Below are 5481 nucleotides of genomic sequence, written 5' to 3' on the forward strand. Positions count from 1 at the left end.
TTGTTGGTCAAGCGGCTGGATTTTTAATTGCCACTTGGCTGATTTTTAGTTTACCAAATACATGAATATATGAATCAACAAATTAATTTTATGGTAAAGATGTGTAAAGATAACCCAACTGAATCAATTGGTAAGTCAAAAGAAGTACTTGAAAGCTGTTGTAAGACGATTATTGAGAGAAATGGAGAAACTGTTCCGAATTCAATAAATTTTAATAAACTTGTTAAAAAAACATTAGAGCTTTTAAATATCTCCAATGACGAACTTGAAACAAATAAAACTGAAAGAGAAATTCTTAAGAAAATTACTGGCTCTCTTAATGGTTTAATTGCAGGAATAAATGAATTGAGAAACTTTTATGGCAGTGGTCATGGACATTCTTCTACTTTTAAAGGACTTAGTGAAAGACATGCTGAACTATGTGTTGGAGCTAGTATCGCTCTGACTCGCTATTTGTGGGATACTTATTCAACAAGCGTTGAAAGAAGCGAGATGGAAAGATAATGAGGGGTTTAAAAGGCTTTTTAAGTTATTTAAGTGATTTCATTAAGGTTATTGCTGCAGGTTTGATCATCTTGATTGCAATCATTATTCTATTTTATTCCATTAATATCCTTATGAATGGACTTAAATATTCCTTGTCTATAGTACGGATTTCAGGAACAATATACGATTCGTTATTTCTCATAAATTTATATAATCCAAATGAAAATATTTTTATTTCGTTCTTTTTATTATTTATTATCTTCTTTGTCATACTTTTACTTATTAATTTATTAGGTTGGTTCTTAAAACAAGATTTATTAAGAATTCAAGAGTTTTTATGGCGTTCGTTTATTCCTGTGTGGATTACTATGTGGTTAGCATTATCGCTTGATGAAAAGGGCTTTTCGATTATAGTTTCTATTATTTCATTATATGCAATACTTTTACCTTTGATCAAGAAAGTCGAACTTACAAGAAGCAATGATCAATAATCTCAGTTTTTTGTTTAGCTAAATCTGAAAATATTTGGTATTAGTTGTTCATGGCGAATTAAATTATCTTCTTTAAGTTAATAATATGGTAATAAAGTATAAGATAGTCGATTATTAATTTGATGTATTAATTAAAACCTATGGTTAAAGTTATAGCTGGAGATTCATTTTATAGTAGCGATGCGACTATGCTAGCGTAATTGGAATAAATTTATATTTTGCTGAAGTGGATTATCAAAAGCAAGGATGTCATTTGCTATGTCTCTATTCCTTGCGGGGATTGATTGGTTTAATTTTTGATGACAGTAATTCCCCAACCACATCAGCCCATCAACTGAATATCCTGTCTATGAAGTGGTTGTGCGTGTCAGTATCGATTGACTCTATCGATGCTTTGCTTTTGGGAAATTGACCGTTCTAAAGAATTTCAGGAAGTCCTTGGTTATCATTAATGATAGGCAGTTTGATCTGCCTTGAGATGAAGTGAACCCTTCGGCTTTAGAATCCTTAATTGCTGCAAGTGCTGAACTAGGACTCTAATCTTACTCGGTGATTTCGTGACTCTGTAACAGCCACTCTATAGTATAAGGATGCGGAAAGTATCGCATCTGAGGAAGAATATTTATGAGGGCTAGGTGTCACAGGTAATCGAGTTGGGGGGAGAGATACCGTACTTAAAAAGGAAGCACTTAGGAGAACTTGCCAAGGAGATTAAGGATCATCAAATTCAAGTTGTCTTTTTCAACGCTCAACTATTATTACCGGCGGGATCCACCCGATCTTCTGTCATAAGCTTTCACAGGCCTAGTCATTTATTCAAGCTACTGCCGTAACTTTTATTTAGGAGAATCAATAGTTGGAACAGACTTGAATGGTGTTGAGCGACTATCCAGGAAGATCACTCAGACAATCAGAGAGGCCGCAAGCCGGGAAGAACTTTTCAAGAGGAAATGAGAGAGTGGGGGCTGATTGCGATTGATAGCCTTGGGGAATTTAATAGGAATAAGAATTAGGTCTTTAATATCAAATTGATTTCGTTTAAAAATAAGAGTGAGTCATATGAATTTCCTTTCTAGGTTAGGGGTAACTTCTTGGTGGGAAATCCATGGCTCTTTTTAAATACGTGGAAAGGTAGTGTCAATGAATGATAACATATCAACACTACCCCTTAGCTAAACACAATATATTGGGTCGTTTTTTAATTAAATTCCCAATATATTGTGTTTATTTACTTGATTAAAATTAAGGCTATGGTATAGTAAATTTATAAAAAATGTGGTTAAGTTTTTATTATGGATTTAGAAAGGACGAATCTATGATTTCTGAATTACCATCAATAGTTAAATTATATGAGTATATTGATAACATTAACCTTTGTATTAATTTTTTGTCTGATCAGGAGAGAAAGGAATATACTAATACATGCGAAAGAATTGAACAAATGGATAAGGAGTTAAGGGATTTTATTTCAAATTTTTCTGATGATGGGTGGTGTGTTTACGATTCGATCAATTTTGAATTGGTTCAAGAAGCAAATAGTAAAGTAAAAAAAGATGGTAAAGAATTCGGTACAAATGTGTTACTTGAATACTATTTAGACAAGGATAGAGCATACATCAATCATCTTAATTACAGTAATGATGCCTTTAAAGTTAGGAGAGAATTAATAAATTCCTTCATGGATCATCACTTTAAGCAAGACTTTTATGCCAGTATACCTTTAGGGTTGCTAATTTGTGATGGTATAGTAAATGATGTGAATCCTGAAAATAAAGGATTATTTGCAAGCGGAACTCAAATGACATCTTGGAACTGTATAGTTGGGATCGAAGAAAGCTTACAAAAAGTAAAGGGCATATTCTCTAAAGGTCGTAATAAAACTCGAAAAGAAATGATTAAAGTTCCTTTTCGTAATGGTATTCTACATGGTAGAGATGTTAATTTTGCTAATGAATATGTATCATGTAAAATATTAGTTTTTTTGTTAGCGCTCTCTGATTGGACTAAGATGGTTGAAAGTGAAGACAAGAGAAAGGCTGATTTTGATCGAGAGAATGAAGATATTTCAGAAGAAAGTCTACTTGAGCAACTTCTACAATTAAAAAGAGATAAAGATATAGTTAGTTCCTGGGAACCTAGAAAAATTGACGTCGAAAAAGATATTAAAAATTTCTTCAATGTTGAGGAATACCCCAATTATCCATATCTAATGCCTTTAATTAATTGGTTAAAGGCATGGAAGAATAAGAATTATGGAGAGATGGCCAAGTATTCTAAGAAGCTTTTTTCGCAATTTATCGATGAAGAAAAACTAGCTAGAGAATGTAATTGTTATTTTAGCAATAAAATTCTAGATACTTTTAAAATAATTGATTTAAAAGAGGTAGCTGTTTCTTCAACTTGTATAATGATTGAAGTTACATGGCATAGAAAAGATTCCGATGAAGCGATAACATCTGATTTAGAATTTAAGATCAACTATTGTAATGAATCCTCAGATTTAGCGCTACCACAAAAGGCAAATGGGGAATGGGTTTTATATCCTTTTAAAATTAATGATCTCTGGGTGCCTTAAATGCCAATATTAATACATAGATCTAATACATTTTGACCAAAAAGGAGAATTAATATGGACGTTATTTTGACTGCTACATTATTGGAAAAAGTTATAAACTCTGGCGTTGCAAGTAAAGCATTTGAAACTATAAGGACATTAAAAGCAAGTGGAGATAATAAAAGAGTTATTGAAGAATATGAGAATATTTTTAGTCAATTAATTTCTGAGAACCAGGAACTAAAAAATATTGCACTTGAATATAAAGAAGCCTATGAATCTGTTAATTTAACTGATGAAGATATCAGCTATCTTCAAACTACTGTTAGGAGAGTTATTGAATTATTAGGAATTAAAGGCGAAAATAAGCCAGAAGGAATCGATGCTTTGATTAATCTTATTCAAGTAGATACATTGAGAACAATGCAATTATTAGGTTTTAATTATAAGCAAGCCATAGGTATTCCGTTAACAGAAATCACCGCTGAATATATAAGAAATTCATTGAAGCGTAAAAACTCACAATATAGAAATCAAAATTCACGGAAAAGATGTTAAGCGTGTATAACCTATAGTTGATCTAAAAAAATTCAGTTTGAAAACAATACTAGTTTAAAAATATATATAATAAAACAAAAAACTCTCAGATTAAGCCTGTTTAAACTATATAAACATTTAGTATTATTTTATAGAAACTCATAGGAGAAGATGTATGACCTATCAAAGTATTCTTTCAGATAAAATACAAGAATTAGTGAATGAGTTAAGAAACAGAGAAGGTACAAGTGAGTTAGAAATCGATCAGAAGGTTAATAACTTTTTAGATGCAATATTTTCTAAAGATTTTATTTCTAAACATGCGATATCCATTTTGGAAGTTTTAGAGCCTAAAGCACCAATTATGTATGAAGAGAATCGGCTGATTATGCAGGAATTTGAATCCCGCTTGCAATTTAGGTGGCTAGATGCATTTTATATTACACAACTATATATTACTATTTCGGTTGAAACTACCAGAGAATTAATGGAGGAAATATTAAATAAAACCGCAATAAGTGACAATGGAAGAAAAAATATAGATGTTTATTTTTCAATAATGTTTCAACTTCAAAGACAGTCAATTCTCCTTGCAAAAGAAATGATTACCTTATTAAAAGGAGGCTATAGTGAGGCTGCTTTTTCTAGGTGGAGAAGCTTATATGAAGTTAGTGTAATTATGAATTGTTTAGAAAAGGCAGCTGAGCAAGATTCTGAAAATATAGGAATTGTTGTAAAAGAATATCTAGCTTCAGCATTTGTTAGATCACTTGAATTAGCTGAAACTGAGGTTGAAATAAAGCAGTTTAATAATAAAATTAATGAATTAAATATTAAAGAATCTAGAGTTAAACAATTAAAAAAGAATTATGAATGGGCTAGATCGTTTATAAATAAAAAGAATAAAAAACAAATGTATTTCTCTAATTTAATTTCATATAGTGGATTGGATAACTTGAAGTCATTTTATGATGAAGCATGTCAGTTTATTCATGTAACACCATATGGGCTTCATAACCGATTATATGAGGTGGATCCATATGATACTCTTGTGTTTGGCCCTTCCAATGCTGGCCTGAGTGTGCCTTTTAAATTGTTGTTAGTGTCTTTATTTGATACCACAAAATCATTTTTAAGATTAGATCCGACAATTGATAGGTTAATACAAATAAAAATCCTAGATATTATCGTGGAAAAGTCTTTTTCTAGGGTAGATGAAATTGAACAGCAACTTAAATATGAAGAAAATCTAAAGCGTTCTATTGATTAAATTGAGACTTCTAACCTTTTAGAATAGCAATCAGACTTTTATAATTTTTAATTAAGCTAATGACGTTTCATTATTTTATACTCGTAAATTTCAAGTACAAGTTAGCCACCCCCTAAATTTTTCACAAAGGGAGAGCTGTGGCT

At 31.2% G+C, this 5481-nt stretch carries 5 protein-coding genes; all 5 read left to right on the forward strand.

Annotated elements, in window-relative coordinates:
- Positions 1-69 precede the first annotated feature (69 nt).
- The 5 genes from D3H64_RS08710 to D3H64_RS08730 all read left to right on the forward strand — a co-directional run bounded on the left by D3H64_RS08710 (position 70) and on the right by D3H64_RS08730 (position 5338).
- The gene (locus D3H64_RS08710) at positions 70-504 is read left to right on the forward strand and encodes an abortive infection family protein (protein ID WP_233554929.1); all 435 of its coding nucleotides are present in this window, start codon (positions 70-72) and stop codon (positions 502-504) included.
- Positions 504-977, forward strand: coding sequence for a hypothetical protein (locus tag D3H64_RS08715; protein ID WP_121565854.1), 474 nt, complete (start codon positions 504-506; stop codon positions 975-977). Before D3H64_RS08710 ends, D3H64_RS08715 begins: the two co-directional genes overlap by 1 nt.
- Before the next feature lie 1315 nt (positions 978-2292).
- Entirely contained in the window at positions 2293-3552 is a 1260-nt protein-coding gene (locus D3H64_RS08720) for a hypothetical protein (protein ID WP_121565855.1), read from the forward strand.
- A 54-nt stretch (positions 3553-3606) separates the two neighbouring features.
- Complete coding sequence (locus D3H64_RS08725; RefSeq protein ID WP_121565856.1) at positions 3607-4089, forward strand: hypothetical protein; 483 nt, start codon at positions 3607-3609, stop codon at positions 4087-4089.
- Positions 4090-4243: 154 nt separating this feature from the next.
- The gene (locus tag D3H64_RS08730; RefSeq protein WP_121565857.1) at positions 4244-5338 is read left to right on the forward strand and encodes a DUF5677 domain-containing protein; all 1095 of its coding nucleotides are present in this window, start codon (positions 4244-4246) and stop codon (positions 5336-5338) included.
- Positions 5339-5481 lie beyond the last annotated feature (143 nt).

This window comes from Atopobacter sp. AH10, assembly GCF_003664595.1.
GTDB lineage: Bacteria > Bacillota > Bacilli > Lactobacillales > Aerococcaceae > Atopobacter.

Bases quoted from the DNA above. Each gene is read 5' to 3' on its own strand.
- D3H64_RS08710 (WP_233554929.1), top strand. From the start codon at position 70: ATGAATCAACAAATTAATTTTATGGTAAAGATGTGTAAAGATAACCCA.
- D3H64_RS08715 (WP_121565854.1), top strand. From the start codon at position 504: ATGAGGGGTTTAAAAGGCTTTTTAAGTTATTTAAGTGATTTCATTAAG.
- D3H64_RS08720 (WP_121565855.1), top strand. From the start codon at position 2,293: ATGATTTCTGAATTACCATCAATAGTTAAATTATATGAGTATATTGAT.
- D3H64_RS08725 (WP_121565856.1), top strand. From the start codon at position 3,607: ATGGACGTTATTTTGACTGCTACATTATTGGAAAAAGTTATAAACTCT.
- D3H64_RS08730 (WP_121565857.1), top strand. From the start codon at position 4,244: ATGACCTATCAAAGTATTCTTTCAGATAAAATACAAGAATTAGTGAAT.